We start from the raw sequence: 22,692 nt of genomic DNA, 5'->3' as shown, positions 1-22,692 counted from the left end.
CATAATATTCCGTCATAATGGAAAGAGTCCCTTTGAATAAAATATTTAATAATGGTTGTGATTTATTTTTCAGTCATAAAGGTAATATCTATCGCCGCTTTGCTGCTAATTTTACCTTTCCAGCCATAACCACTAAGAATATTAAGTGATTATCCATGCTTACAACGACCGGAACAGACACATCGTTATGTATTTAACAACCCCAATATATTCACCTTGCAAATAAAATCACTAGTAACAGACACGCTACCGCCTCCATATAAAAATGGCCTCTAATAAAACTGTATCTTGCATAGAAAAAGATGAAATATCGGGTGTATTTTAATTATCAACTATAACTCTTGAAGCTTTTTATTAACAGCAACACATCTTATCGTATTAGATATGTTAACAATAAATTATTCTTAACATATCAATAAAGTATATATTACTCTCTTTACTACCTGCTTTTATTGCGGTAGCGATATTAATAGCAAAATTCGGAATTTATTTAGATGCTGGAATGAGCAAAAGTGATAGCGACTTTCTCACTTTACCCTGAAGTTTCAGGAAAGTGTGTAATGGAGGATACAACCTAACTGGAGATTTCTGACGATATAGTCGCTTTGAGCGACAATGAAGGCGAGCGCATCCCGAGCTGTCCTTTGAAAGGATATTATCGAAACTTGATGCTAAAACAGTGATGAAATGAACAACGCCAAGGAATCCGTTGATGCAAAACCCCTAAACCAGCCCCCTAATACGAGGCTGGCTTAAACGCGCAGGCAATCAATAAAAATCACCAGTTGCCTTTTCGGCCTGATCCATCCACACCGGTTTCTCGCTGGTTTTCGACCAGACGCGATGCAGGTAGCTGTAAAAGCGGGCGCGGTCTTTCCAGAAAAGCATGAAAGGCAGCGCCAGTACGCCCGCTGCAACCGCATAAGTACGGCGTAAAAAGATAAGCCATGCAGGATATTCTCTGTAGAGTTCCATACTTTTCTCCCCCTTTTTGTATCTACCCGGTGAATGGCACCGGAAAAATGAATTTGTTTATCTGATGAAAATAGTACCGCCTTTTGTGTAATTTTACTACTCATCCGACCACTTATTTTTGCTTATTGATGGTTTATTTACATTCACCGTGTAATTAAGTTACATGAAAGTTAAATTAATACTAATCATTAGTTAAATCATGGCTTTTGCCATTTTTATACTTTTTTTACACCCCGCCCGCAGATTTTTGCGAAATCTTTGCAGCCAGAATTCTACCCTTCCGGTATCACTTTTAGGCCACTGGAGGTGCACTGTGAGTGCAGGCGTGATAGCCGGCGTGTTGCTGGTGTTTTTATTACTGGGTTATTTGGTTTATGCCCTGATCAATGCGGAGGCGTTCTGATGGCTGCGCAAGGGTTCTTACTGATTGCCACGTTTTTACTGGTGTTAATGGTGCTGGCGCGTCCTTTAGGCAGCGGGCTGGCGCGGCTGATTAATGACATTCCTCTTCCCGGTACGACGGGCGTTGAGCGCGTACTTTTTCGCGCACTTGGCGTCTCTGACCGTGAGATGAACTGGAAGCAATATCTCTGTGCCATTCTCGGCCTGAACATGCTGGGGCTGGCGGTGCTTTTTTTTATGTTGCTCGGTCAGCACTATCTGCCGCTTAATCCACAGCAGTTGCCGGGGCTGTCGTGGGATCTGGCGCTCAATACCGCCGTCAGCTTTGTCACGAATACCAACTGGCAATCTTATAGCGGTGAAACCACGCTGAGCTATTTCAGCCAGATGGCAGGCTTAACGGTACAAAACTTTCTTTCTGCCGCCAGTGGGATTGCGGTGATTTTTGCCCTCATCCGCGCATTTACCCGCCAGAGCATGAGCACGCTCGGCAATGCCTGGATCGATCTGCTACGCATCACGTTATGGGTGTTAGCCCCTGTGGCGTTGTTGATCGCACTGTTTTTTATTCAACAAGGTGCGCTGCAAAATTTTCTGCCCTATCAGCCGGTGACGACCGTTGAAGGTGTACAACAACTGTTACCGATGGGACCGGTAGCTTCTCAGGAAGCGATCAAGATGCTCGGCACTAACGGCGGCGGTTTCTTTAATGCCAACTCGTCGCATCCGTTTGAAAACCCAACAGCACTGACCAACTTCGTGCAAATGCTGGCGATCTTCTTGATCCCAACGGCGCTGTGTTTTGCCTTTGGCGAAGTGGCGGGCGAGCGCCGCCAGGGGCGCATGTTGCTGTGGGCGATGTCGGTGATTTTTGTCATCTGCGTAGGCGTGGTGATGTGGGCAGAAGTTCAGGGTAATCCTCATCTGCTGGCGCTCGGCGCAGACAGCAGCATCAATATGGAAGGTAAAGAGAGCCGTTTCGGCGTGCTGGTCAGTAGCCTGTTTGCGGTCGTGACTACGGCGGCGTCCTGTGGCGCGGTGATTGCGATGCATGATTCGTTTACCGCTCTCGGGGGTATGGTGCCGATGTGGCTGATGCAAATTGGTGAAGTGGTATTCGGCGGTGTCGGTTCTGGTCTTTACGGCATGATGCTGTTCGTCCTGCTGGCAGTGTTTATTGCCGGGCTGATGATTGGTCGCACACCGGAATATCTGGGTAAAAAGATCGACGTGCGCGAGATGAAACTGACCGCGCTGGCGATTCTGGTCACCCCGACGCTGGTGTTGATGGGCGCGGCGCTGGCGATGATGACCGACGCCGGACGTAGCGCCATGCTCAACCCTGGCCCGCATGGTTTTAGCGAAGTGCTGTACGCCGTGTCGTCCGCCGCCAACAACAATGGCAGCGCCTTTGCCGGCTTAAGCGCCAACTCACCATTCTGGAACTGTTTACTGGCGTTCTGCATGTTTGTCGGTCGCTTCGGGGTGATTATTCCGGTGATGGCGATTGCCGGTTCGCTGGTGAGTAAAAAGAGCCAACCCGCCAGCTCCGGCACGCTGCCTACGCACGGCCCGCTGTTTGTTGGCCTGTTAATCGGCACCGTGTTGCTGGTTGGCGCACTGACCTTTATCCCTGCCCTGGCGCTTGGTCCGGTGGCGGAATATCTCTCCTGATGATCTTGAGTGAGCACTGAATATGAGTCGTAAACAACTGGCGCTATTCGAACCAACACTTGTCGTTCAGGCGCTGAAAGAAGCGGTGAAAAAATTAAACCCGCAGGCGCAATGGCGCAATCCGGTGATGTTTATCGTCTGGATAGGCAGTCTGCTGACCACCGTTATTAGCATCGCGATGGCAAGCGGCGCGATGCCTGGCAATGCGCTGTTTAGCGCGGCAATTAGTGGCTGGCTGTGGATCACCGTGCTGTTCGCTAATTTCGCCGAGGCGCTGGCAGAAGGCCGCAGTAAAGCGCAGGCCAACAGTCTGAAAGGGGTCAAAAAAACCGCCTTTGCCCGCAAGCTGCGCGAGCCGGAATATGGCGCTGCGGCGGACAAAGTTCCCGCCGATCAACTGCGTAAAGGTGACATCGTGCTGGTAGAGGCAGGCGATATTATCCCCTGTGATGGTGAGGTTATTGAAGGTGGCGCATCGGTTGATGAAAGCGCCATCACCGGGGAATCAGCACCGGTGATCCGTGAATCCGGCGGCGATTTTGCCTCCGTCACTGGTGGTACGCGTATTCTTTCTGACTGGCTGGTGATCGCGTGCAGCGTTAATCCCGGCGAGACATTTTTGGATCGGATGATCGCGATGGTGGAAGGCGCACAGCGACGCAAAACGCCGAACGAGATTGCCCTGACCATCCTGCTGATTGCCCTGACCATCGTCTTTTTACTGGCAACCGCAACGCTATGGCCATTTTCTGCCTGGGGCGGTAACGCGGTCAGCGTAACGGTACTGGTGGCGCTGCTGGTCTGTCTGATCCCAACGACTATTGGCGGCTTGCTTTCAGCGATCGGCGTCGCCGGGATGAGCCGGATGCTGGGCGCCAATGTGATCGCCACCAGCGGACGTGCCGTTGAAGCGGCAGGCGACGTTGACGTTCTGCTGCTGGATAAAACCGGCACCATCACGCTAGGTAACCGTCAGGCGTCGGAGTTTATCCCCGCGCAGGGCGTAGAGGAAAAAACGCTGGCCGATGCCGCACAACTGGCTTCGCTGGCCGACGAAACGCCGGAAGGCCGCAGTATTGTGATCCTCGCCAAGCAGCGTTTTAACCTGCGCGAGCGCGATGTGCAGTCGCTTCACGCTACTTTTGTGCCGTTTACTGCGCAAAGCCGGATGAGTGGGATCAACATCGATAACCGTATGATCCGTAAAGGTTCTGTCGATGCTATTCGCCGCCATGTTGAGGCTAACGGTGGTCACTTCCCTGCCGATGTCGATCAAAAAGTTGATAACGTTGCGCGTCAGGGTGCCACGCCGCTGGTAGTAGTAGAAGGTTCCCGCGTGCTGGGCGTTATTGCACTGAAAGATATTGTCAAAGGCGGCATAAAAGAGCGTTTCGCGCAACTGCGTAAAATGGGCATTAAAACGGTGATGATTACCGGCGATAACCGTCTGACTGCCGCCGCGATTGCTGCGGAAGCGGGCGTCGATGATTTCCTCGCCGAAGCGACACCGGAGGCCAAGCTGGCATTGATTCGTCAGTATCAGGCGGAAGGCCGTTTGGTGGCGATGACCGGCGACGGCACCAACGATGCTCCGGCGCTGGCGCAGGCAGATGTCGCGGTGGCGATGAACTCCGGCACCCAGGCGGCGAAAGAAGCGGGCAATATGGTGGATCTCGACTCCAACCCGACCAAGTTGATCGAGGTGGTGCACATTGGCAAACAGATGCTGATGACCCGTGGCTCGCTGACCACCTTCAGCATTGCCAACGATGTAGCGAAATACTTCGCCATTATTCCGGCGGCGTTCGCGGCAACGTATCCGCAGTTAAATGCGCTGAACATTATGCGCCTGCATTCGCCCGACTCCGCCATTCTCAGTGCGGTCATTTTCAACGCCTTGATTATCGTCTTTTTGATTCCCCTGGCGTTAAAAGGCGTGAGTTATAAACCGCTTACCGCTTCTGCCATGTTGCGCCGTAACTTATGGATTTACGGTCTGGGTGGGCTGCTGGTGCCGTTTATTGGTATCAAAGTCATTGATTTACTGCTGACCGTTTGCGGTCTGGTGTGAGGGTTACCATGAGTGGATTACGTCCGGCATTATCGACATTTCTCTTTCTGTTATTGATTACCGGCGGTGTTTACCCGCTGCTGACCACCGCGCTGGGGCAATGGTGGTTTCCCTGGCAGGCCAACGGTTCGTTGATTCGTGAAGGTGATACGGTACGCGGCTCAGCGTTAATCGGGCAGAATTTTACCGGCAACGGCTATTTTCATGGTCGCCCATCGGCAACGGCAGAAATGCCCTATAATCCACAGGCTTCTGGCGGGAGTAATCTGGCGGTCAGTAACCCGGAGCAGGATAAACAGATAGCTGCACGCGTTGCCGCCTTACGGGCAGCAAACCCGGATGCCAGCACGAGCGTTCCGGTTGAACTGGTGACGGCATCGGCAAGCGGGCTGGACAATAACATTACCCCGCAAGCGGCGGCCTGGCAGATCCCACGCGTCGCGAAAGCGCGTAATCTCAGCGTTGAACAACTCACGCAACTGGTCGCAAAATACAGCCAACAACCGCTGGTGAAATTTATCGGCCAGCCGGTCGTCAATATTGTCGAACTCAATCTGGCGCTGGATAAGCTTGATGAATAACGAACCCTTACGTCCCGATCCCGACCGTCTGCTGGAACAAACTGCCGCGCCGCATCGGGGGAAGCTAAAAGTTTTCTTCGGTGCCTGTGCAGGCGTCGGGAAGACCTGGGCGATGCTGGCAGAAGCACAGCGACTGCGGGCGCAAGGGCTGGATATTGTGGTTGGCGTGGTAGAAACCCACGGTCGGAAAGATACTGCCGCAATGCTGGAAGGGCTGGCTGTTCTGCCGCTAAAACGCCAGGCGTACCGTGGGCGGCACATCAGCGAGTTTGATCTCGATGCTGCCCTCGCCCGCCGTCCGGCACTGATCTTAATGGACGAACTGGCGCACAGTAATGCGCCAGGTTCCCGTCATCCCAAACGCTGGCAGGACATCGAAGAGCTGCTGGAAGCTGGCATTGATGTTTTCACTACCGTCAACGTTCAGCATCTGGAAAGTCTGAACGATGTGGTCAGCGGCGTCACCGGAATTCAGGTACGGGAAACCGTGCCTGATCCTTTTTTTGATGCTGCCGACGACGTGGTGCTGGTGGACCTGCCCCCGGACGATCTGCGTCAACGGCTGAAAGAAGGCAAAGTCTACATTGCCGGGCAGGCGGAGCGCGCCATTGAACATTTTTTCCGCAAAGGCAATCTGATCGCCCTGCGCGAACTGGCTCTGCGCCGTACTGCCGATCGCGTAGATGAACAAATGCGCGCCTGGCGGGGACATCCTGGCGAAGAGAAAGTCTGGCACACGCGTGACGCGATCCTTTTATGCATCGGCCATAACACCGGCAGCGAAAAACTGGTTCGCGCGGCGGCGCGGCTGGCGTCAAGGCTGGGGAGCGTCTGGCACGCGGTGTATGTTGAAACCCCTGCCCTGCACCGCTTACCGGAGAAAAAACGTCGGGCAATTCTCCGCGCCTTACGTCTGGCGCAGGAGCTGGGCGCAGAGACGGCAACACTTTCTGATCCAGCGGAAGAAAAAGCGGTAGTGCGTTATGCCCGTGAACATAATCTCGGCAAGATTATTCTCGGTCGTCCGGCCTCGCGCCGCTGGTGGCGTCGGGAAACGTTTGCTGACCGACTGGCGCGCATCGCCCCCGATCTCGATCAGGTGCTGGTCGCGCTTGATGAACCACCCGCCCGCACGATTAACAACGAGCCGGATAGCCGCTCTTTTAAAGACAAGTGGCGGGTACAGATTCAGGGATGCGTGGTTGCCGCCGCGTTATGCGCCGTTATCACCTTAATTGCCATGCAGTGGCTGATGGCGTTTGATGCCGCCAACCTGGTGATGCTGTATCTGTTAGGCGTGGTAGTGGTGGCGCTATTTTATGGGCGCTGGCCTTCGGTGGTCGCCACCGTCATTAATGTAGTGAGTTTCGATCTCTTTTTTATCGCTCCACGCGGCACGCTCGCCGTCTCTGATGTGCAATATCTGCTGACCTTCACGGTGATGTTAACCGTCGGACTGGTGATCGGGAACCTTACTGCTGGCGTGCGTTATCAGGCGCGGGTAGCCCGCTACCGCGAGCAACGCACACGGCACTTATATGAAATGTCGAAAGCCCTGGCGGTAGGCCGCAGTCCGCAGGATATCGCCGCCACCAGCGAACAGTTTATTGCCTCCACGTTTCATGCCCGCAGCCAGGTATTGTTACCCGATGACAATGGAAAATTGCAGCCATTGACACATCCGCAAGGAATGACGCCGTGGGACGATGCCATCACGCAGTGGAGTTTTGATAAAGGCCTGCCTGCGGGCGCGGGCACCGACACGTTACCCGGCGTGCCGTACCAGATTTTGCCGTTAAAAAGCGGCGAGAAAACCTACGGTCTGGTGGTGGTGGAACCGGGGAATCTGCGCCAGTTGATGATCCCGGAACAGCAGCGCCTGCTGGAGACGTTTACGCTGTTAGTTGCCAATGCCCTGGAACGCCTGACGCTGACCGCCAGCGAAGAACAGGCGCGGATGGCAAGCGAACGTGAACAGATCCGCAACGCCCTGCTGGCGGCACTTTCGCATGATTTACGCACTCCGCTTACGGTGCTGTTCGGTCAGGCTGAAATCTTAACGCTCGATCTGGCAAGCGAAGGATCGCCCCACGCCCGCCAGGCCAGCGAGATTCGCCAGCATGTGCTGAACACTACCCGACTAGTGAATAATCTACTGGATATGGCGCGAATTCAGTCCGGCGGCTTTAATTTGAAGAAAGAGTGGTTAACGCTGGAAGAAGTGGTCGGCAGCGCGCTGCAAATGCTGGAACCGGGATTATCGTCGCCCATCAACCTTTCTCTGCCAGAACCACTGACTTTAATCCACGTTGACGGACCACTCTTTGAACGGGTGCTGATTAATCTGCTGGAGAACGCGGTGAAATACGCGGGTGCGCAGGCCGAAATTGGTATTGATGCCCACGTTGAGGGCGAGAAGCTACAACTGGATGTCTGGGATAATGGCTCCGGTCTTCCGCCAGGCCAGGAGCAGACGATATTCGATAAGTTTGCGCGTGGGAATAAAGAATCGGCGGTGCCGGGTGTAGGGCTTGGGCTGGCAATTTGTCGGGCGATTGTGGATGTACACGGCGGCACCATTACCGCGTTCAACCGACCGGAAGGTGGTGCCTGTTTTCGTGTTACACTTCCCCAGCAAACTGCCCCTGAACTTGAAGAATTTCATGAGGATATGTGACAAACGTTCTGATTGTTGAAGATGAACAGGCTATTCGTCGGTTTCTGCGCACGGCGCTGGAGGGCGATGGTATGCGCGTCTTTGAGGCCGAAACGCTGCAACGCGGCTTACTGGAAGCGGCAACCCGCAAGCCGGATTTAATTATTCTCGATCTCGGTCTGCCCGACGGTGATGGGATTGAGTTTATCCGCGACCTGCGCCAGTGGAGCGCGGTGCCGGTGATTGTGCTTTCCGCACGTAGTGAAGAGAGCGACAAAATCGCCGCGCTGGATGCCGGAGCTGATGATTACCTGAGTAAACCGTTTGGCATTGGCGAGCTTCAGGCTCGTCTGCGCGTCGCTTTACGCCGCCATTCAGCCACCGCCGCGCCCGATCCGGTGGTGAAATTTTCCGATGTGACCGTCGATTTAGCGGCTCGTGTGATCCATCGCGGTGAGGAAGAGGTGCATCTCACCCCGATTGAGTTTCGCCTGCTGGCGGTGCTGCTTAATAACGCCGGGAAAGTGCTCACCCAGCGCCAGTTACTCAACCAGGTGTGGGGGCCAAATGCGGTTGAACACAGCCACTATTTGCGGATTTATATGGGGCATCTGCGGCAAAAACTGGAACAAGACCCGGCTCGGCCCCGCCATTTTATTACTGAAACCGGTATTGGGTATCGATTTATGCTTTGAATATTAATTTTAATACATCCTGCCTTTTATTAATTAAAGCCGTAATAATAAATACGGCTTTTTATCTTAAACAACACACAAAAATAACAATTCAATATTTTATATTACTGAGTAAAAAGCTCATCATTAAATAAATTAAGGTTGATCATTTTTTATTGATCACCTTCACAGTTCAACCGTATTTCCTGGATAGAATACCTTCACCTTCATTCACATCAGGAAAGGTAAATTAAATGGAAAATAACAGCCGCACTATGCCCCATATAAGGCGGACAACTCATATTATGAAGTTTGCTCATCGCAATAGCTTCGACTTTCACTTCTTCAATGCCCGTTAGTCTATCGACTAAGGGCACTTCAGCGTACAGGTCTTCCTGACTCTCTGTATTACAGGCATAAGTCTGTATTCCGCAGTGCTCATTCTCTGTTAACCCTTGTATTGTCAGCCACCGGACTGATAAGGGTTTCTGCATTCTGAAAAAAGCAAACTTCTGATTAATTTATCAGCGGGGTAACTTTGCTTTTATTTCCGGCACGATCGATTTCTCATTCGAGAAATTGAGGACCTGCTATTACCAAAAATAAAGAGATGAAAAATGTCAAAATTAAAAATTGCGGTTAGTGATTCTTGCCCGGACTGTTTTACCACGCAGCGAGAATGTATCTATATTAATGAAAACAGTAATATCGATGTGGCGGCAATAGTTTTATCGCTCAACGATGTTACACGCGGAAAACTCGATGAAATCGATGCCACGGGTTATGGCATCCCGGTATTTATTGCTACTGAAAATCAAGAACGTGTACCCGCAGAGTATTTGCCCCGTATTTCGGGTGTCTTTGAGAATTGCGAATCGCGACGAGAATTTTATGGTCGTCAGTTAGAAACCGCAGCCAGCCATTATGAAACTCAACTGCGCCCACCTTTCTTCCGCGCACTGGTCGATTATGTCAACCAGGGCAATAGTGCCTTTGACTGTCCCGGTCATCAGGGCGGCGAATTTTTCCGTCGCCATCCGGCAGGTAACCAGTTTGTAGAGTATTTTGGTGAAACTCTTTTCCGTTCCGACTTGTGCAACGCCGACGTGGCAATGGGTGACCTGCTGATTCATGAAGGCGCACCGTGTATCGCACAACAACATGCGGCAAAAGTGTTTAATGCCGATAAAACCTACTTCGTTTTAAACGGCACCTCCTCTTCAAACAAAGTGGTATTAAACGCACTGCTGACACCGGGCGACCTGGTGCTGTTTGACCGCAATAACCATAAATCTAATCACCACGGGGCGTTGCTACAGGCTGGTGCAACACCGGTTTATCTGGAAACGGCACGCAACCCGTATGGCTTTATCGGTGGCATTGATGCGCACTGCTTCGATGAAAATTACCTGCGCGAACTGATTACAGAAGTTGCACCGCAGCGGGCAAAAGAGGCTCGTCCGTTCCGCCTCGCAGTTATTCAGTTAGGCACCTACGACGGTACAATTTATAACGCCCGTCAGGTAGTGGATAAAATTGGTCATCTGTGTGACTACATTCTGTTTGACTCCGCATGGGTCGGCTATGAGCAATTTATCCCGATGATGGCTGACTGTTCACCACTGTTGCTGGATCTTAATGAGAACGATCCGGGTATTCTGGTTACGCAATCCGTACATAAACAGCAGGCTGGTTTTTCTCAAACTTCACAAATCCATAAAAAAGACAGCCATATCAAAGGGCAACCGCGTTATGTACCGCATAAACGCATGAACAATGCCTTTATGATGCATGCCTCTACCAGCCCGTTCTATCCGTTGTTCGCGGCACTGGACGTCAACGCTAAAATGCATGAAGGCGTAAGCGGTCGCAATATGTGGATGGACTGCGTGGCGAATGGCATTGATGCACGCAAACTGATCCTTGAAAACTGTCATCATATTCGTCCGTTCGTTCCTGAACTGGTGGATGGCAAGCCATGGCAGTCATACCCCACCGCTGAAATTGCCAATGACCTGCGCTTCTTCCAGTTTGTACCAGGAGAATACTGGCACTCTTTTGAAGGCTACGCAGAAAACCAATATTTTGTCGATCCGTGCAAGCTGCTACTGACTACCCCAGGCATTGATGCACGTAACGGCGAATATGAGGCATTCGGTGTTCCTGCAACCATTCTCGCTAACTTCCTGCGTGAAAATAGTGTCGTTCCAGAAAAATGCGACCTTAACTCCATTTTATTCCTGCTGACTCCGGCAGAAGATATGGCCAAACTACAACAGCTTGTCGCCCTGCTGGCACGTTTCGAAAAACTGCTGGAAGATGATGCGCCTCTGGCAGACGTACTGCCTTCCATTTACAAACAACATGAAGCCCGTTACGCCGGTTATACCCTGCGTCAGTTGTGCCAGGAAATGCACGACCTGTATGCCCGTCATAACGTGAAACAACTGCAAAAAGAGATGTTCCGTAAGGAACACTTCCCTCGCGTCAGCATGAATCCACAAGAAGCTAACTACGCCTACTTACGCGGTGAGGTGGAGCTGGTTCGTCTGCCGGATGCAGAAGGGCGTATCGCAGCCGAAGGTGCCCTGCCTTATCCTCCGGGCGTGCTGTGTGTTGTTCCGGGTGAAGTCTGGGGCGGTGCAGTTCTGCGTTACTTCATTGCCCTGGAAGAAGGCATTAACCTGCTGCCAGGTTTTGCGCCGGAATTACAGGGGGTCTACATCGAAGAACATGACGGTCGCAAACAGGTCTGGTGCTATGTCATCAAATCAAGCGAACCACAAAGCGCCCTGCTGAAGGGAGAAAAATTATGAGTCAGGCTAAAGCGAATAAAATGGGCGTCGTGCAGTTAACCATACTGACGATGGTCAACATGATGGGTTCCGGCATCATTATGCTGCCGACCAAACTAGCCGAAGTCGGGACGATCTCGATTATCTCCTGGCTAGTGACGGCTGTAGGATCAATGGCGCTGGCCTGGGCCTTTGCAAAATGCGGTATGTATAGCCGTAAACCAGGTGGTATGGGGGGTTATGCCGAATATGCCTTCGGTAAATCCGGTAACTTCATGGCGAACTATACCTACGGTGTGTCGCTACTGATTGCCAATGTCGCCATCGCTATTTCCGCCGTTGGCTACGGTACTGAGTTGTTTGACACAACCCTTTCGCCTGTTCAGATTGGTCTTGCCACTATTGCTGTGCTGTGGGTATGTACCGTGGCTAACTTTGGTGGTGCACGCATTACCGGGCAAATCAGTAGCATTACCGTGTGGGGTGTCATTATTCCGGTAATTGGCCTGTGCATTATCGGCTGGTTCTGGTTCAGCCCGACGCTTTACGCTGACTCCTGGAATCCGCATCATGCGCCCTTCTTTAGCGCGGTTGGTTCTTCCATCGCCATGACATTGTGGGCTTTTCTCGGTCTGGAGTCTGCCTGTGCGAATGCTGAAGTGGTAGAAAACCCGGAACGTAACGTGCCAATTGCTGTTCTTGGCGGTACGTTGGGTGCGGCAGTAATTTATATCGTCTCTACTAACGTGATTGCCGGGATTGTGCCAAATATGGAGCTGGCAAATTCAACGGCACCGTTTGGTCTGGCCTTCGCGCAGATGTTCACACCGGAAGTCGGTAAAGTGATTATGGCGTTGATGGTGATGTCCTGCTGCGGTTCACTGCTCGGCTGGCAGTTCACCATCGCCCAGGTGTTTAAATCGTCTGCCGATGAAGGGTACTTCCCGAAAATTTTCTCCCGTGTAACCAAAGTTGATGCACCGGTTCAGGGAATGTTGACCATTGTGATTATCCAGAGCGGATTATCGCTGATGACCATTAGCCCGTCGCTGAACAGCCAGTTCAACGTGCTGGTTAACCTGGCCGTGGTGACCAATATCATCCCGTATATTCTGTCGATGGCAGCACTGGTAATCATCCAGAAAGCAGCGAATGTTCCGGCTGCTAAAGCGAAAGTGGCTAACTTTGTTGCCTTTATTGGTGCGATGTACAGCTTTTATGCGCTGTACTCGTCTGGGGAAGAGGCCATGCTGTATGGCTCCATCGTGACCTTCCTCGGCTGGACACTGTATGGTCTGGTATCACCCCGCTTTGAACTGAAAAATAAACACGGTTAATAAAGCGAAGTAAAAAAGGGCGATCGAATGATCGCCCTTTGGGATTATTAACAAAGTGCTCGTTGTTCATGCCGGATGCGGCGTGAACGCCTTGCCCGGCCTACAAAATAGCGTAAATTCAATAGATTGCACTATCCTCGTAGGCCTGATAAGCGTAGCGCATCAGGCAGTCATAAGTAAAAAGGGCGATCTTCCGACCGCCCTTTTTCTTATTTAATATGTTTACGCGTTTTTCAGAACTTCGCTAACAATCTCGACTGCTTCTTTCTCGATCTGCTTGCGATGTTCTTCACCGAGGAAGCTTTCGCAGTAGATCTTGTATGCGTCTTCCGTGCCTGACGGACGCGCGGCGAACCAGCCGTTGTCAGTCATCACTTTCAGACCGCCAATAGAAGCACCGTTGCCCGGAGCAGCAGTCAGGCGCGCGGTAATTGGGTCACCTGCCAGAGTGCTGGCGCTCACCATTTCCGGAGACAGCTTAGACAGCGCCGCTTTTTGTGCGGAAGTCGCAGCTGCCTGCAAACGGTTGTAGCTCGGCGCACCAAAGCGTTTCGCCAGTTCGTTGTAGTGTTCCTGCGGGTTCTTACCGGTGACTGCGGTAATTTCCGCAGCCAGCAGACACATGATGATGCCGTCTTTATCGGTTGACCACGGCGTACCGTCGAAACGCAGGAAGGAAGCCCCCGCGCTCTCTTCGCCGCCAAAGCCGAAGCTACCGTCGAACAGACCATCAACAAACCATTTGAAGCCTACCGGTACTTCTACCAGCTTGCGCCCCAAATCGTTGACCACACGGTCGATCATCGCAGAAGAAACCAGCGTTTTACCCACTGCAACATCTTTGCCCCACTGCGGACGATGCTGGAACAGGTAGTTGATTGCCACCGCCAGGTAATGGTTTGGATTCATCAAACCTGCCGGAGTGACGATGCCGTGACGGTCATAATCCGGGTCGTTAGCAAACGCCAGATCGAACTTATCACGCAGCGCCAGCAGCCCCGCCATCGCACACTCAGAAGAGCAGTCCATACGGATCGCGCCGTCTTTATCGAGGTGCATAAAGCGGAAGGTTTGATCGACCTGATCGTTAACGATGGTCAGGTTGAGGTTGTAATATTCGCCAATGCGCTTCCAGTATTCGATACCGGAACCGCCCAGCGGATCAACGCCCAGCGTCAGGCCAGCTTTCTGAATCGCCGCCATATCAACGATATCCGCCAGACCTTCCACAAACGGCTGCACCAGATCCTGCTCTTTCACATGACCGGATGCCATCGCTTCGTCGAGGGAGATACGCTTCACGCCTTTCAGGCCATCAGCCAGCAGTGCGTTAGCTCTGTCTTCCACCACTTTAGTGACGTTGGTATCAGCCGGGCCACCATTTGGCGGGTTGTATTTGATACCACCATCTTCCGGCGGGTTATGGGACGGCGTAATCACGATACCATCTGCCAGCGGGCCACCTTTTTTGTTGTGAACCAGAATGGCATTGGAAACGGCAGGCGTCGGAGTGAAGCCATTGTTTTCCTGCACAATAACGTCTACACCGTTCGCTGCCAGCACTTCCAGTACGGAAATGAACGCAGGTTCGGACAGGGCGTGAGTATCTTTACCCACATAGCAAGGGCCAGTGATGCCGTTTTTCGCACGTTCTTCAGCAATTGCCTGAGCGATCGCCAGAATGTGCGGCTCGTTAAAGCTGTGGCGCGCTGCACTGCCACGGTGACCGGAAGTACCGAATTTCACCGCATGCTCCGCATTCCCTGCTTCTGGTTTCAGTACATAATATTGCGCCGTCAGTTGGGCGACGTTAATCAAATCACTCTGTTGTGCAGGTTGACCTGCACGATTGTGGATTGCCATTGCTTTGTCCTTTATCTGCAACGTTTTAGATAGTTCCGCAAACCTTCTCAATCAATTCCGCCGGGAATTGCATCGACTGCATGATGTGTTCGATCATGCTGCATTTACGGCCGGTGTTAGTGTTGGTGATCACCCAATACGGCGTGCCTGGCACATGTTTCGGCTTGGTCTGATTACCATTTTTCAGCAGCGTTTGTTCATCTGCCGCAAAGTAAACGCGCGTGCGACCATGCAACGATTCCGTTGCCTCGGCAAACGCCTGAGCGTCAAGAGAATATAGTGTAGACAACAGCAGCATAAAGCGGTTGACCGCGCGCTTCTGCTCTGCGTATTCATCGGAAAGCAGAAGTTCACGCATTGCGCGTACTTTGTCTTTAATCGTTTTGATCGGCTTCGCTTCGACGATAGCAGGCGACGCAATGCGAACCTCTTTCGTCACCGGAGCAGCAGGCTGTGATGCGGCGGAAAATTTCAACATGCGCCGTAAAATGTCGGATGCGCTCTCGCCGATATGCTTAGTGTGGCTGGCAATATAGCTGTAGAGTTCATCATCAACTTCAATCGTTTTCATCTTAATCCAGTGCGGTGTCTTAGCTGAATACAAGTCGCCAGGAGTATATGAATAAATCCCGGCAGCGGATAGCGTCAAGCCTGGCTTGCAGAAAAACTCGGATTAAACCTTATTTGTTGCAGCCCTGTGGCACAATGGTCAACATAATACCCTAACCCGACTTCGCGAAAAAAAGAACTTTGCCATGAAATTGAATATCCGCGCGCAATCTGCACAAAACCAGCATAATAATTCTCCCATCGTCCTCGTCCACGGTTTGTTTGGTAGTCTCGACAACCTCGGCGTTCTGGCGCGCGACCTGGTGAGCGACCACAATATTATCCAGGTCGATATGCGTAACCACGGACTTTCACCGCGCGATCCTGTGATGAATTATCCAGCAATGGCACAAGATCTGCTGGATACGCTGGATGCACAACAGATCGAAAAAGCGACGTTTATCGGTCACTCTATGGGCGGTAAAGCCGTTATGGCGCTAACTGCACTGGCCCCCGATCGCATCGATAAGCTGGTGGCGATCGATATTGCGCCGGTTGATTATCACGTGCGTCGTCATGATGAGATTTTCGCCGCCATCAACGCCGTCAGCGAATCCAGCGCGCAAACGCGACAGCAGGCAGTAACGGTGATGCGCCAACATCTGAATGAAGAAGGGGTGATTCAGTTTCTGCTGAAATCTTACGTTGATGGTGAATGGCGTTTTAACGTGCCAGTGTTGTGGGATCAGTATCCGCATATTGTTGGCTGGGAGAAAATCCCGGCATGGGATCACCCTGCCCTGTTTATCCCCGGCGGTAATTCACCGTATGTCACTGAACAATATCGTGATGATTTACTGGCGCAATTCCCGCAGGCACGGGCGCATGTGATTGCGGGTGCGGGTCACTGGGTACACGCCGAAAAACCTGATGCGGTACTGCGCGCCATCCGTCGCTATCTCAATGATTAACGCAACTGATTAAAAACCCAGCGTCCGCGTCGCTTTCCGCGCGTGGGCGTTGGCGTGACTCATCGCGCTGATGTATTATGGCGCGCTATCCATCCGGGCAGACGCCCGGCTGATTGTTTCCCCCGAAGTCACCAAGATCATGGCCAAAGAACAAACGGACCGTACGACATTAGATCTGTTCGCGCACGAGCGTCGACCGGGACGACCGAAAACCAATCCGCTTTCGCGCGATGAACAGCTGCGTATTAATAAACGCAACCAGCTAAAACGCGACAAAGTACGTGGTCTTAAGCGTGTCGAACTGAAGCTGAACGCGGAAGCTGTCGAGGCGCTGAATGAGCTGGCAGAGTCGCGCAATATGAGCCGTAGCGAACTGATCGAAGAGATTTTGATGCAGCAGTTGGCGGCACTGCGTAATCAAGGCATCGTTTAAATTTCCACTTTCATGTAGCACAGTGTGCAGTCCTGCCCGTTTGCTGATTCCGCAAGACTGCCTGTTCTGCTATGATTGCCTTTATCCGTGGGCAATTTGCCACCCCCATTTCAATAAGTTTCAAGAGGTTATTTCACTCATGGCTATCACTGGCATCTTTTTCGGCAGCGACACCGGTAATACCGAAAATATCGCAAAAATGATTCAAAAACAGCTTGGTAAAGACGTTGCCGATGTCCATGACATTGCAAAAAGCAGCAAAGAAGATCTGGAAGCTTATGACATTCTGCTGCTGGGTATCCCAACCTGGTATTACGGCGAAGCGCAGTGTGACTGGGACGACTTCTTCCCGACTCTCGAAGAGATTGATTTCAATGGTAAACTGGTTGCCCTGTTTGGCTGTGGCGACCAGGAAGATTACGCCGAATATTTCTGTGATGCATTAGGCACTATCCGTGACATCATCGAACCGCGCGGCGCGACTATCGTGGGTCACTGGCCAACTGCGGGCTACCATTTCGAAGCATCAAAAGGTCTGGCAGATGACGATCACTTTGTCGGCCTGGCTATTGACGAAGACCGTCAGCCGGAACTGACCGCTGAACGCGTGGAAAAATGGGTTAAGCAAATTTCTGAAGAGCTGCATCTCGACGAAATTATCAACGCCTGATGTGATGCGGTGTAGGCTAATGTCTACGCCGTATTAATAGATAATGCCAATCAAAATAATTGCTACAAATTTGTAACTTTTGCCGTAGTACCTGTACAATGTTCCAGTATTGAAGTGGCCTTGCCGATGTAAATGTAAGCTAAGCCACGTTTTTATTAACAATATTTGCCAGGGACTTGTAGTTTTCATTTAGGCGTGGCAATTCTATAATGATACGCATTATCTCAAGAGCAAATTCTGTCACTTCTCCTAATGAAGTGAACCGCTTAGTAACAGGACAGATTCCGCATGACTGATAACAATACCGCCCTAAAGAAAGCTGGCCTGAAAGTAACGCTTCCTCGTTTAAAAATCCTGGAAGTTCTTCAGGAGCCGGACAACCATCACGTCAGTGCGGAAGATTTATACAAACGTCTGATCGATATGGGTGAAGAAATTGGTCTGGCTACGGTATATCGCGTACTGAACCAGTTTGACGATGCCGGTATCGTCACCCGCCACAATTTTGAAGGCGGTAAATCCGTATTTGAACTGACCCAGCAACATCATCACGATCACCTGATCTGCCTCGACTGCGGCAAGGTTATTGAATTTAGTGATGAATCTATCGAAGCGCGTCAGCGTGAAATCGCCGCGAAACATGGTATTCGCCTGACTAACCATAGTCTCTATCTTTACGGTCACTGCGCCGAAGGCGATTGCCGCGAAGATGAGCACGCGCACGAAGGCAAATAAGTCAGCCTGAACGAGAAAAGCCAACCTGCGGGTTGGCTTTTTTATATAAGGGAAATAAGAAAAGCGAGAGTTACAGCTCTCACTTATTTGTTATTACTGCGAATTTCCTGCCAGACCTTATCACAATCGGCTTTCACCGCCTGATCATTTCCGGTTTGCGTTGCGCGCAGACACTGCTGATAATCCAGTACCCGCACACTTTCCTGGTCGGCAAACTGCTGATGTTGTTTCTCTTTCTTCAGCACGTTTAACACGCTCTGGCAGGCCTCAATTTTTTCCGGCGAGCCTTGTGCTGTGTTGATGCAGGCGCTGTAAGCTTCTTTCAGACGACTGTCTTCCTGTGGCGCGGTTGATTGCGCACAAGCCACCAGCCCCGATGCCATCATGGCGATGAGAATCAGTTTTTTCATAGCAAATTCCTCAAACATGCGGCAGGTGAAATGCCTGCCGCGTCGGGCATCAGAAGATAGTGAACGGCGCGATAACCATGAATTTCACGTCACGCTCATCCTGGAAGATGTTGCCGTAACCGCCCCCCCAGCTTGGGATGTCGGAGTGGTTGTCGTATTCGGTGAAATGCAGTTTGAACATCGTGCCCTTGGCGCGACCGTCCTGAATGGTGTAGACCGCATCCAGACTGTAAGCAGACTCTTCGATAGTCCGGTTTTTGTCGTAGTACGCATCCGGATTGCTCTGCCATGTCGCTGGTTTGGCATCCCATGCATAAACGTAGGAAGCGCCGATGGCGAAGCCGGGAAGATTCCAGTTTTTCAGGTCATACATCGCACCGAAGAAGACCGCTTTTTCGCCGTTGGCGTTAAAGTCAGAGCGGTTATCCCACCAGATATCCAGGCGACCGTTCGAGGAAGCGTAGGTTGGGGTCATACGTTGCAGGAAGTATCCCTGCTGACCATCGGCTTTAACCCAGGTGCCTTCGAGGCGCAAATCCACTACGTCAGCCGCCCGGTAGCCAAAGGTCAACGCCTGCAGCCAGGCGGTGCCGTCATAAAGATCGTTGACGCTGCGATCGTCAACTTTGTCGCGCGTACCGTAGAACTGGTAGCTGGTGGTTAACGGGCTACCGGCGATATCAAATTTATAGCTGGCTTTGGCAAAATATTGATCGATATACCCTTCCGCCTGACCAAACGCCGCTTCCAGTACGAAGTTATTTTTGAAGTCGTACTTCGCCCCGAGGGAGTGCAGATAATCAACTTTGGTAGTCTTATCGTTCTGATAAAACTCATCCATTTCCAGATGCCACGGCGCTTTGTATTCGTTGGTCCACATGTAGGAGAAACTCAACGCACCGGCATCGCCGTAATCAAAATTCGCCCCGGCTTCCGCACCCTGATAAGTACCCGGCATAAAGCTCCAGTGCGGCGCTAACAGCGTCTGACCGGTTGGCTGAATATAACCAGCCCTCGCCCACGCCGGACCGTATTTAAATTTAGCCGCTGCTTTATACAGGCTTATACCGCTTTTATCGCCGGACCAGTCTTCGTCATAGGCTTTATTACTTTTTGAAAACGCGATTTCGTTCGGGTGGGAGCTATCGCCGTTTTCTGCCATTTCAATCGCCGTAAACGCAGCAATATCAAGGCCGAACATATCAGCAGCATAACCAGACTGAAAATCGAGGTTGGCGTTCCAGGTGGAGTGAGAAAGGTTGGTTTTGTATTTGTCGCCGTCGGTAACATCTTTACGGTCGCGTTCACGCTGCCAGTAATAGATACCGCCGGTTAAGGTTGAATCGTCGATGAATCCTTCGGCGCGAGCCTCCGGCATTGCCATAAAGCCCGACATTGCTGTAACACCGGCGATAGCCAGCGCCAGCGTACTACGTTTGCCACTAAACGTACGCATGGGTTAATCCTCTTTGACGTATAAATTGCTGCACCAAAGGTGAACAGCGAAAAAAATAAAAATTAAAAAAGTAGCGTTGAGAAAAGTCTCGCTGACTACAGGAACAGACTATTTTTCGCGACGCGAATTATCAATCTCTTTCTGTAACCAGAATGTAAGAACATGAGCAACCGCACATATTTTGATGATTTTTGTTACAGGATTTAAGTTTGCAGCAGAAGAGTTTGTAGAAGAAAAAATATGTGGCTTTCCAGTAGGATGAAAGCGGTTACATTTTATTTAATTATGATTTGTGTTTTTAAATTTATTTTACGGATAAATTGCGAAGCGGAATTAATTCGCGATGATAAGCAGAAAAAACGCCGCAGAGCGCGGCGTTTGGGATTGTTTGTATGTTTCATGCCGGATGTGGCGTAAACGCCTTATCCGACCTACAAAAGCACGCAAATTCAATATATTGCAGAGATCTCGTAGGCCTGATAAGCGTAGCGCATCAGGCAATTTAGCGTTTGATACTGTTTGTGTGTTTCTTGCGGATGCGGCATTTACGCCGCATCCGGCATGGTGAAACTTAGAATTACTCGCCAACCTTCGCCCAGGTATCACGCAGCCCAACGGTGCGGTTAAATACCGGTTTTTCCGCAGTGGAATGGCGGCTGTCGAGGCAGAAGTAACCTTCACGCTCAAACTGGAACGCTTTACCCGCTACCGCGTCTTTCAGAGACGGTTCAGCAAAGCCCTGTTTGATGACCAGTGATTCAGGGTTAATCACCGACAGGAAATCATCCGCAGCGCCTGGATTCGGCACGCTGAACAGACGATCGTACAGGCGGATTTCAACCGGCAGCGCATGTGCCGCGCTTACCCAGTGAATAACGCCTTTCACTTTACGACCATCAGCCGGATCTTTGCTTAAAGTGTCGGCATCGTAAGTACAGAAGATGGTGGTGATATTGCCTTCGGCATCTTTCTCCACGCGTTCTGCTTTAATCACGTAAGCATTACGCAGACGCACTTCTTTACCCAGCACCAGACGCTTGTACTGCTTGTTAGCTTCTTCGCGGAAATCGGCGCGATCGATCCAAATCTCACCGCTAAACGGCACCTGACGGCTACCCATTTCCGGTTTGTTCGGATGGTTCGGCATAGTGACCATTTCGCCTTCGCCCTGATAGTTTTCGATAACCAGTTTCACCGGATCGATAACCGCCATTGCGCGCGGCGCGTTTTCGTTGAGATCTTCACGAATACAGGATTCCAGAGATGCCATCTCAATGGTGTTGTCCTGCTTGGTCACGCCGATGCGTTTGCAGAACTCACGAATAGAAGCCGCAGTGTAACCACGACGACGCAGACCGGAAATGGTCGGCATACGCGGATCGTCCCAGCCTTCTACGTGCTTGTCGGTCACCAACTGGTTCAGCTTACGCTTGGACATCACGGTGTATTCCAAATTCAGGCGCGAGAATTCGTACTGGCGCGGGTGAACAGGAATGGTGATGTTGTCCAGTACCCAGTCGTACAGACGACGGTTGTCCTGGAACTCAAGCGTACACAGAGAGTGCGTAATACCTTCCAGCGCATCGCTGATGCAGTGGGTGAAGTCGTACATCGGATAGATGCACCACTTGTTGCCAGTCTGGTGGTGTTCAGCAAATTTAATGCGGTACAGCACCGGATCGCGCATCACGATAAACGGCGAAGCCATGTCGATTTTCGCACGCAGGCAGGCTTTACCTTCTTCAAAACCACCGGTACGCATTTTTTCGAACAGCGCCAGGTTCTCTTCAACGCTGCGGTCGCGGTACGGACTGTTTTTACCCGGCTGCGTCAGGGTGCCACGGTATTCGCGGATCTGTTCCGGCGTCAGTTCATCGACATACGCCAGGCCTTTATTGATCAATTCGATCGCATAGGCATGGAGCTGATCAAAATAGTCGGAGGAGTAACGAACGTTACCAGACCAGTGAAAACCTAACCATTCAACGTCGTTTTTGATCGACTCTACGTACTCGATATCTTCTTTTACCGGGTTAGTGTCGTCGAAACGCAGGTTGCACTGGCCTTTATAGTCCTGAGCGATCCCGAAGTTCAGGCAGATAGATTTCGCATGACCAATATGCAGATAGCCATTTGGTTCTGGCGGGAAACGGGTGTGTACTGTGGTGTGCTTGCCACTGGCCAGATCTTCATCAATGATCTGACGAATAAAGTTAGTCGGGCGGGCTTCTGCCTCACTCATCGTGGATTCCTCAAAGCGTAAACAACGTATAACGGCGTATGATCTTATAAGCGGGACAGGCTGACAACTGTTAGTTAGAGAAAATAGAAAATCTCACTGAGATTATGGGGATGATTGATGAAAAAAAAAGCGGCGAAGATGATATCCGCCGCTTTTGCCACTCCTGTGTCATTGTTGGATGCGACGCTGGTGCGTCTT

General features: G+C 51.3%; 20 protein-coding genes. 14 read left to right on the top strand and 6 right to left on the bottom strand.

Annotated elements, in window-relative coordinates:
- Nucleotides 1–768: 768 nt before the first annotated feature.
- Nucleotides 769–975, bottom strand: a complete 207-nt coding sequence (locus A7Z29_RS04320; RefSeq protein WP_000424926.1) for a YbfA family protein — start codon at nucleotides 973–975, stop codon at nucleotides 769–771.
- A 313-nt stretch (nucleotides 976–1,288) separates the two neighbouring features.
- Here A7Z29_RS04320 and kdpF point away from each other — a divergent pair, with 313 nt between their 5' ends.
- From kdpF to potE, 9 genes are all read left to right on the top strand, one after another.
- On the top strand, nucleotides 1,289–1,378 hold the full coding sequence (kdpF, locus tag A7Z29_RS04315; protein WP_001365534.1) for a K(+)-transporting ATPase subunit F: 90 nt from the start codon (nucleotides 1,289–1,291) through the stop codon (nucleotides 1,376–1,378).
- On the top strand, nucleotides 1,378–3,051 hold the full coding sequence (gene kdpA, locus A7Z29_RS04310) for a potassium-transporting ATPase subunit KdpA (protein WP_105289833.1): 1,674 nt from the start codon (nucleotides 1,378–1,380) through the stop codon (nucleotides 3,049–3,051). The genes kdpF and kdpA overlap by 1 nt, the downstream gene beginning before the upstream one ends.
- A gap of 22 nt (nucleotides 3,052–3,073) precedes the next feature.
- The gene (kdpB, locus tag A7Z29_RS04305) at nucleotides 3,074–5,122 is read left to right on the top strand and encodes a potassium-transporting ATPase subunit KdpB (RefSeq protein WP_105289832.1); all 2,049 of its coding nucleotides are present in this window, start codon (nucleotides 3,074–3,076) and stop codon (nucleotides 5,120–5,122) included.
- A gap of 8 nt (nucleotides 5,123–5,130) precedes the next feature.
- On the top strand, nucleotides 5,131–5,703 hold the full coding sequence (gene kdpC, locus A7Z29_RS04300; RefSeq protein ID WP_105289831.1) for a K(+)-transporting ATPase subunit C: 573 nt from the start codon (nucleotides 5,131–5,133) through the stop codon (nucleotides 5,701–5,703).
- Entirely contained in the window at nucleotides 5,696–8,380 is a 2,685-nt protein-coding gene (gene kdpD, locus A7Z29_RS04295) for a two-component system sensor histidine kinase KdpD (protein ID WP_105289830.1), read from the top strand. The genes kdpC and kdpD overlap by 8 nt, the downstream gene beginning before the upstream one ends.
- Nucleotides 8,377–9,054, top strand: a complete 678-nt coding sequence (gene kdpE / locus A7Z29_RS04290) for a two-component system response regulator KdpE (protein ID WP_000186069.1) — start codon at nucleotides 8,377–8,379, stop codon at nucleotides 9,052–9,054. Before kdpD ends, kdpE begins: the two co-directional genes overlap by 4 nt.
- Nucleotides 9,055–9,287: 233 nt before the next feature.
- The gene (locus A7Z29_RS23600; protein ID WP_211180488.1) at nucleotides 9,288–9,392 is read left to right on the top strand and encodes a leader peptide SpeFL; all 105 of its coding nucleotides are present in this window, start codon (nucleotides 9,288–9,290) and stop codon (nucleotides 9,390–9,392) included.
- Between the two features lie 258 nt (nucleotides 9,393–9,650).
- Entirely contained in the window at nucleotides 9,651–11,849 is a 2,199-nt protein-coding gene (speF, locus tag A7Z29_RS04280) for an ornithine decarboxylase SpeF (protein ID WP_105289829.1), read from the top strand.
- Nucleotides 11,846–13,165 (top strand): putrescine-ornithine antiporter, encoded by a 1,320-nt coding sequence (gene potE / locus A7Z29_RS04275; RefSeq protein WP_000075809.1) that lies wholly within the window; start codon nucleotides 11,846–11,848, stop codon nucleotides 13,163–13,165. The genes speF and potE overlap by 4 nt, the downstream gene beginning before the upstream one ends.
- Nucleotides 13,166–13,387: 222 nt before the next feature.
- On the opposite strand, the gene pgm is transcribed toward potE, so the two are convergent.
- The gene (gene pgm / locus A7Z29_RS04270) at nucleotides 13,388–15,028 is read right to left on the bottom strand and encodes a phosphoglucomutase (alpha-D-glucose-1,6-bisphosphate-dependent) (protein WP_001297249.1); all 1,641 of its coding nucleotides are present in this window, start codon (nucleotides 15,026–15,028) and stop codon (nucleotides 13,388–13,390) included.
- Nucleotides 15,029–15,053: 25 nt separating this feature from the next.
- Entirely contained in the window at nucleotides 15,054–15,599 is a 546-nt protein-coding gene (gene seqA, locus A7Z29_RS04265) for a replication initiation negative regulator SeqA (protein ID WP_001515978.1), read from the bottom strand.
- A gap of 184 nt (nucleotides 15,600–15,783) precedes the next feature.
- Here seqA and ybfF point away from each other — a divergent pair, with 184 nt between their 5' ends.
- From ybfF to fur, 5 genes are all read left to right on the top strand, one after another.
- Nucleotides 15,784–16,548 carry an esterase gene (gene ybfF / locus A7Z29_RS04260; protein ID WP_105289828.1) on the top strand — a complete coding sequence of 255 codons (765 nt, stop codon included), beginning with the start codon at nucleotides 15,784–15,786 and terminating at the stop codon, nucleotides 16,546–16,548.
- A gap of 139 nt (nucleotides 16,549–16,687) precedes the next feature.
- Nucleotides 16,688–16,981, top strand: coding sequence for a LexA regulated protein (gene ybfE / locus A7Z29_RS04255; RefSeq protein WP_064528940.1), 294 nt, complete (start codon nucleotides 16,688–16,690; stop codon nucleotides 16,979–16,981).
- Nucleotides 16,982–17,120: 139 nt separating this feature from the next.
- Nucleotides 17,121–17,651 (top strand): flavodoxin FldA, encoded by a 531-nt coding sequence (gene fldA, locus A7Z29_RS04250; RefSeq protein WP_010346538.1) that lies wholly within the window; start codon nucleotides 17,121–17,123, stop codon nucleotides 17,649–17,651.
- Nucleotides 17,652–17,860: 209 nt separating this feature from the next.
- Entirely contained in the window at nucleotides 17,861–17,947 is an 87-nt protein-coding gene (gene uof, locus A7Z29_RS04245) for a fur leader peptide (RefSeq protein WP_001695552.1), read from the top strand.
- A complete protein-coding gene (gene fur, locus A7Z29_RS04240; protein WP_000131706.1) occupies nucleotides 17,940–18,386 on the top strand; it encodes a ferric iron uptake transcriptional regulator in 447 nt (148 codons plus the stop codon). The genes uof and fur overlap by 8 nt, the downstream gene beginning before the upstream one ends.
- Before the next feature lie 83 nt (nucleotides 18,387–18,469).
- Here fur and A7Z29_RS04235 read toward each other — a convergent pair whose 3' ends face one another.
- The 3 genes from A7Z29_RS04235 to glnS all read right to left on the bottom strand — a co-directional run bounded on the left by A7Z29_RS04235 (nucleotide 18,470) and on the right by glnS (nucleotide 22,494).
- Complete coding sequence (locus tag A7Z29_RS04235) at nucleotides 18,470–18,796, bottom strand: ChiQ/YbfN family lipoprotein (protein ID WP_000733592.1); 327 nt, start codon at nucleotides 18,794–18,796, stop codon at nucleotides 18,470–18,472.
- A gap of 49 nt (nucleotides 18,797–18,845) precedes the next feature.
- Complete coding sequence (gene chiP, locus A7Z29_RS04230; RefSeq protein ID WP_105289827.1) at nucleotides 18,846–20,252, bottom strand: chitoporin ChiP; 1,407 nt, start codon at nucleotides 20,250–20,252, stop codon at nucleotides 18,846–18,848.
- Between the two features lie 577 nt (nucleotides 20,253–20,829).
- Nucleotides 20,830–22,494: a glutamine--tRNA ligase gene (glnS, locus tag A7Z29_RS04225; protein ID WP_001287167.1), complete on the bottom strand. Its 1,665-nt coding sequence runs from the start codon at nucleotides 22,492–22,494 to the stop codon at nucleotides 20,830–20,832.
- Between the last annotated feature and the right edge of the window lie 198 nt (nucleotides 22,495–22,692).

Source organism: Escherichia sp. MOD1-EC6842, from assembly GCF_002965705.1.
In the GTDB taxonomy this organism is placed as follows: domain Bacteria; phylum Pseudomonadota; class Gammaproteobacteria; order Enterobacterales; family Enterobacteriaceae; genus Escherichia; species Escherichia ruysiae.
This window is presented reverse-complemented; position numbering and strand designations above follow the sequence as displayed.

Bases quoted from the DNA above. Each gene is read 5' to 3' on its own strand.
- A7Z29_RS04320 (WP_000424926.1), bottom strand. From the start codon at position 975: ATGGAACTCTACAGAGAATATCCTGCATGGCTTATCTTTTTACGCCGT.
- kdpA (WP_105289833.1), top strand. From the start codon at position 1,378: ATGGCTGCGCAAGGGTTCTTACTGATTGCCACGTTTTTACTGGTGTTA.
- kdpB (WP_105289832.1), top strand. From the start codon at position 3,074: ATGAGTCGTAAACAACTGGCGCTATTCGAACCAACACTTGTCGTTCAG.
- kdpC (WP_105289831.1), top strand. From the start codon at position 5,131: ATGAGTGGATTACGTCCGGCATTATCGACATTTCTCTTTCTGTTATTG.
- kdpD (WP_105289830.1), top strand. From the start codon at position 5,696: ATGAATAACGAACCCTTACGTCCCGATCCCGACCGTCTGCTGGAACAA.
- A7Z29_RS23600 (WP_211180488.1), top strand. From the start codon at position 9,288: ATGGAAAATAACAGCCGCACTATGCCCCATATAAGGCGGACAACTCAT.
- speF (WP_105289829.1), top strand. From the start codon at position 9,651: ATGTCAAAATTAAAAATTGCGGTTAGTGATTCTTGCCCGGACTGTTTT.
- potE (WP_000075809.1), top strand. From the start codon at position 11,846: ATGAGTCAGGCTAAAGCGAATAAAATGGGCGTCGTGCAGTTAACCATA.
- pgm (WP_001297249.1), bottom strand. From the start codon at position 15,028: ATGGCAATCCACAATCGTGCAGGTCAACCTGCACAACAGAGTGATTTG.
- seqA (WP_001515978.1), bottom strand. From the start codon at position 15,599: ATGAAAACGATTGAAGTTGATGATGAACTCTACAGCTATATTGCCAGC.
- ybfF (WP_105289828.1), top strand. From the start codon at position 15,784: ATGAAATTGAATATCCGCGCGCAATCTGCACAAAACCAGCATAATAAT.
- ybfE (WP_064528940.1), top strand. From the start codon at position 16,688: ATGGCCAAAGAACAAACGGACCGTACGACATTAGATCTGTTCGCGCAC.
- fldA (WP_010346538.1), top strand. From the start codon at position 17,121: ATGGCTATCACTGGCATCTTTTTCGGCAGCGACACCGGTAATACCGAA.
- uof (WP_001695552.1), top strand. From the start codon at position 17,861: ATGATACGCATTATCTCAAGAGCAAATTCTGTCACTTCTCCTAATGAA.
- fur (WP_000131706.1), top strand. From the start codon at position 17,940: ATGACTGATAACAATACCGCCCTAAAGAAAGCTGGCCTGAAAGTAACG.
- A7Z29_RS04235 (WP_000733592.1), bottom strand. From the start codon at position 18,796: ATGAAAAAACTGATTCTCATCGCCATGATGGCATCGGGGCTGGTGGCT.
- chiP (WP_105289827.1), bottom strand. From the start codon at position 20,252: ATGCGTACGTTTAGTGGCAAACGTAGTACGCTGGCGCTGGCTATCGCC.
- glnS (WP_001287167.1), bottom strand. From the start codon at position 22,494: ATGAGTGAGGCAGAAGCCCGCCCGACTAACTTTATTCGTCAGATCATT.